The 271-nt window shown below is 50.9% G+C and carries 1 protein-coding gene; it reads right to left on the bottom strand.

The genetic code is table 11. The features are described from left to right. Positions 1-234: hypothetical protein (locus tag ACQP6G_RS20850; RefSeq protein ID WP_429767234.1), on the bottom strand; the 234-nt coding region annotated here is incomplete at its 3' end. Between the last annotated feature and the right edge of the window lie 37 nt (positions 235-271).

Below are 271 nucleotides of genomic sequence, written 5' to 3'. Positions count from 1 at the left end.
TGCCTGGCTCATCTCGGTGTAGTTTTCCTTGCTTTCGGCCCTGATTCCGGCGATGGATGTCTTTACAGACTGCAGCTTCTCGTTGAGTTGCTTGAAGTATTCCGTGTTCTGCGGAGTCTTCTGCATCTCAGCGTTCAGCATCCTCTGTGCCTGTTGCAGTTGTACGAGCGATGACGAGTCCATGTTTTTGATGACGTCGATGACGTTCGTGGCCTGTTTCTCCAGTTGCCGCATCGACTTCTCATTCTGATTGATCTGCTTCTGCAGAGCA

This window comes from Isoptericola nanjingensis, assembly GCF_050311635.1.
In the GTDB taxonomy this organism is placed as follows: Bacteria; Actinomycetota; Actinomycetes; order Actinomycetales; family Cellulomonadaceae; genus Isoptericola; species Isoptericola nanjingensis.
The sequence above is the reverse complement of the archived record's forward strand: the minus strand, read 5'-3'. Positions and strand labels throughout refer to the sequence as shown.